At 59.3% G+C, this 3293-nt stretch carries 4 protein-coding genes; 3 read left to right on the plus strand and 1 reads right to left on the minus strand.

Annotated elements, in window-relative coordinates:
• The first annotated feature begins 104 nt into the window (after positions 1-104).
• The 3 genes from VGL70_05645 to VGL70_05655 all read left to right on the plus strand — a co-directional run bounded on the left by VGL70_05645 (position 105) and on the right by VGL70_05655 (position 3078).
• Positions 105-833, plus strand: coding sequence for an SDR family oxidoreductase (locus tag VGL70_05645; protein HEY3303003.1), 729 nt, complete (start codon positions 105-107; stop codon positions 831-833).
• A 188-nt stretch (positions 834-1021) separates the two neighbouring features.
• A complete protein-coding gene (locus VGL70_05650; GenBank protein HEY3303004.1) occupies positions 1022-2020 on the plus strand; it encodes an ornithine cyclodeaminase family protein in 999 nt (332 codons plus the stop codon).
• 113 nt (positions 2021-2133) lie between these two features.
• Positions 2134-3078 carry a TAXI family TRAP transporter solute-binding subunit gene (locus tag VGL70_05655; GenBank protein ID HEY3303005.1) on the plus strand — a complete coding sequence of 315 codons (945 nt, stop codon included), beginning with the start codon at positions 2134-2136 and terminating at the stop codon, positions 3076-3078.
• Positions 3079-3167: 89 nt separating this feature from the next.
• On the opposite strand, the gene VGL70_05660 is transcribed toward VGL70_05655, so the two are convergent.
• Positions 3168-3293, minus strand: a 126-nt coding sequence (locus VGL70_05660) for an IS630 family transposase (protein ID HEY3303006.1), incomplete at its 5' end; no start/stop codon positions are given.

The raw sequence follows: 3293 nt of genomic DNA on the forward strand, positions 1-3293 counted from the left end.
GGAGGGCAAGCAAATCCATTTTGCGTTGCATGTGTCCGGTTCTATGGCGATCTTTTCTGAAGTAAAAATCCGTGATAGGGACTGCATGAGCCGGACCCGAAAACATGAAACTCAAGAAAAAAGTCGCGGCGGTCACCGGCGCGGCGCGGGGCATCGGACAAACGCTGGCCCTGGCCTTCGCCCGCGAAGGGGCAGATCTGTCGTTATGGGACATCGACGCCGACGGGCTAAACCGAACCGCGGCAGAGATCGAGGATCTCGGGAGAAAAACCCTTGGCCTAAGGACCGACGTCACGCGTCGCGAAGATGTCGCAGCGGTGTTGGAGACTACTTTGGCGCGCTTCGGCCGGATCGATATCCTCGTCAACAGCGCCGCGCTCAAAATGTCGTTCATCGTCGCGCGCGAGCGGCGCGACACGTATCACTTCTGGGAGATCGACACGGAACGTTGGCGCCGTCTGCTCGACGTCAACATCACCGGAGCGTTTCTCTGTTGTCAGGAAGCGGCTCGACAAATGGCTCAGCAAGGAACGGGATCGATCATCAACATCACCACGGGAGACGACACCAAGCTGCGCCGCGGCTACGCGCCTTACGGGACTTCCAAGGCCGGCCTGGAGGCGTTTACGATCTCGATCGCGAAGGAGCTGAGGCGGCTGGGCGTGCGCGCCAACTTGCTCGAACCCGGCGGGGCGGTCAATTTACGCGGCGAAAACGATCCGTCGCTATTGCCCTACGACATCGTGGTTCCCGCCGCCGTCTATCTGGCCTCGGACGAATCGCACGATTTGAGCGGCGAGATACTCAACGCCAAAGATTGGCGGGGAAGCTAGCCAAAAATATTTGAAATTTTTCGCTTGGATTTGGCTTACGGAACCGGAAAAAAGATGCCTCGCGCAAAGACGCAAAGCGCGCCAAGTTCGGAGAAATATTTCTTTCTTTGCGTTCTTGGCGTCTTGGCGCGATAAATTTTCTTGTAGTCGTTTGGTATAACATTTCAAACGTAAGAAGCTAAGTCCTCATGGCCCTGATTCTCAGCGACGCCGACGTGAAGGCTTTGAATCCGCCGATGCGCGGCGCGGTGGAAGTCATCGAGGAGTGTTGCCGATTGCAGGCGTCCGGAGACCTGACCAATCATCCGCGCGTGCATCTGGCGTACCCGCCGAGCGGCGTCTCGGCGAAGCGCCAAGGCTTCGGCAATCGGACGCTGCGCATATTGCCGGCCATCGTTCCGGCTCTCGACGCGACCGGATTCCGCGTCTACACGATCGGCCCGAGAAAATCGAGCGAAGCGAGCGCGCTTTTGATTCTCTTCAGTTTCGAAGACATGACCCTCAAAGCGATCATCAACGACTCGTGGCTGCACTACATCCGCACCGGCGCGCCGGCGGGCGTCGCGGCGAAATATCTGGCGCGCGGACAGATCGACACCGTCGGCGTCATCGGGTCGGGGCGCATCGCGCGCCGCGCCGTCGAAGCCGTGGCTTGCGTGCGCAAGTTCCGCCGCATAAAAGTGTATAGCCCGAACGAAGAGCGGCGGTTGGCGTACGCGCGCGCGATGCGCGGGCTGCTCGGCATCGAAGTCGAGCCGCAAGAGGATTCCAGATCGGCGATCCAGGGCGCGGATATTCTAATTACCGCGACCAACGCCTATTGCCCGGTTTACGACGGAAGCTGGTTGGCGCCGGGCACGCTGGTGATCTCGCTGGCCCCCGGCGAGATCGACGTGACGACCCTGGAGAGAGGAAAGATTTTTGCGACCTGGAAGGACCAGGCGCTACACGACATCCCTCCGCGCGAGCCTTTCAAGACGCTGGCGGCCGAAGGGCGGCTGGCCGAATTCGAAACGAAGTGCCGGGAGCTGCACGACGCGGTGACCGGAGCTTCGCCCGGGCGGGAAAGCGAGGACGAGATCATCACGTGCCTGGTTCCGGCCTCTTCGATCTGGGACCCGGCGATGGCGTCATGGGCTTACGGCCTCGCCCGGGCGAAAGGAATTGGAACGGATGTGGTGATTTAGGGACAGAAGAGCAAAATCTCTTTCACCCTCTCCCTATGGGAGAGGGAAGGGTGGTAATACCGCGGACTTGGCTGGCGGCGCCGGTCTTAATGACCGAGCACTTACGTGATTCTATGGATTTTAACAATCTTCAAGAGCTTCGTTTCCTCGGCCCCGGCTTCAACTGGATGAAGATCCAAGGCATGATCGCCGTCGCCGTCGGCGGCTACGACAGCCCGCTCCCCGCGGGAACAAAGGTGCTCGTCGAAACTTTCGATCCCGGCCTGGCCTGCATGGAAGGTCCGCGCTTGGTTGCCGAGGGCAACGTTCATACGGCGATCACGACGCCGCCCTGGTTCGCCCGGATGGCGCTCGAAGGCAAAGGCTACTTCTCTGCGCCGATACCGCTGAAGGCGCTGGCGCGCTTTCCGCATTTCGACCAACTGGCTCTCGCCGTCAGAAAAGAGACGAAACTAAAAAGCCTCAAGGAAGCGATCGAAAAGAAATTTCCGCTGAAGATCTCCACCGCGCCGCCGGGCCATCCCGCGCGCTGGGTGATCGAGGAAGTATTGAAGACTTACGGCTCAGCGCTCGCCGACTTCGAGCGCTGGGGCGGTAAAGTGACGGCCGAGGACCGGCAGAAAGGGCGAGTTGACGCGCTTCGGGAAAATTTAATCGACGCGGTCTTCGACGAGGCGCTCATGACTTCGCGCTGGAAAGCTGTTACGGATGGATTTGATTTTACCTTCCTCCCTATCGAGGAAGAGGCGCTCCGCCGTTGTGAAGCGCTCGGCATGAGCCGGGGAGCGATTCCGCGCGGGAGGCTGAGAGGCGTGGACGCCGACGTCCCCACGATCGACTTCGCCGGTTGGCTGCTTTATTGCCGCGAGGATTTTCCCGACGATTACGCGTATCACGTCGTCAAGGCCGTGGACGAAAGAAGAGAGCTGATCGAGAGTCTGTTCCAGCCGGGACAGGGGTTGACCGGGAAACTGGTTCCCGGCGAGCTGTGCCGGGACACGGCGATTCCGCTACACCCCGGCGCCGCGAAATACTATCGCGAAAAGGGTTATTTATAGGAGAGAAGGTAACGCCCTCCCGTGGGTTTCTCGGCTATGGAATATGACCCTATTATGACCGCCCTGCTAGGAGTACCTAGTGTAGTGTCTCACGCTGTTTGTACTTTATCCAAGACGGCCTTAGCGCGACGGTACTTGGCGATGATGTCTTCGGCTTTGGCGGTCCAAACAAAGGGTTTCGGATTGTTGTTGTGATGCTGAATATAAGCTTCGAT

The organism is Candidatus Binatia bacterium, assembly GCA_036504975.1.
GTDB lineage: Bacteria > Desulfobacterota > Binatia > UBA9968 > UBA9968 > JAJPJQ01.

Excerpts from the sequence above, each read along its gene's own strand:
- VGL70_05655 (HEY3303005.1), top strand. The coding sequence starts at position 2,134 with ATGGATTTTAACAATCTTCAAGAGCTTCGTTTCCTCGGCCCCGGCTTC.
- VGL70_05645 (HEY3303003.1), top strand. The coding sequence starts at position 105 with ATGAAACTCAAGAAAAAAGTCGCGGCGGTCACCGGCGCGGCGCGGGGC.
- VGL70_05650 (HEY3303004.1), top strand. The coding sequence starts at position 1,022 with ATGGCCCTGATTCTCAGCGACGCCGACGTGAAGGCTTTGAATCCGCCG.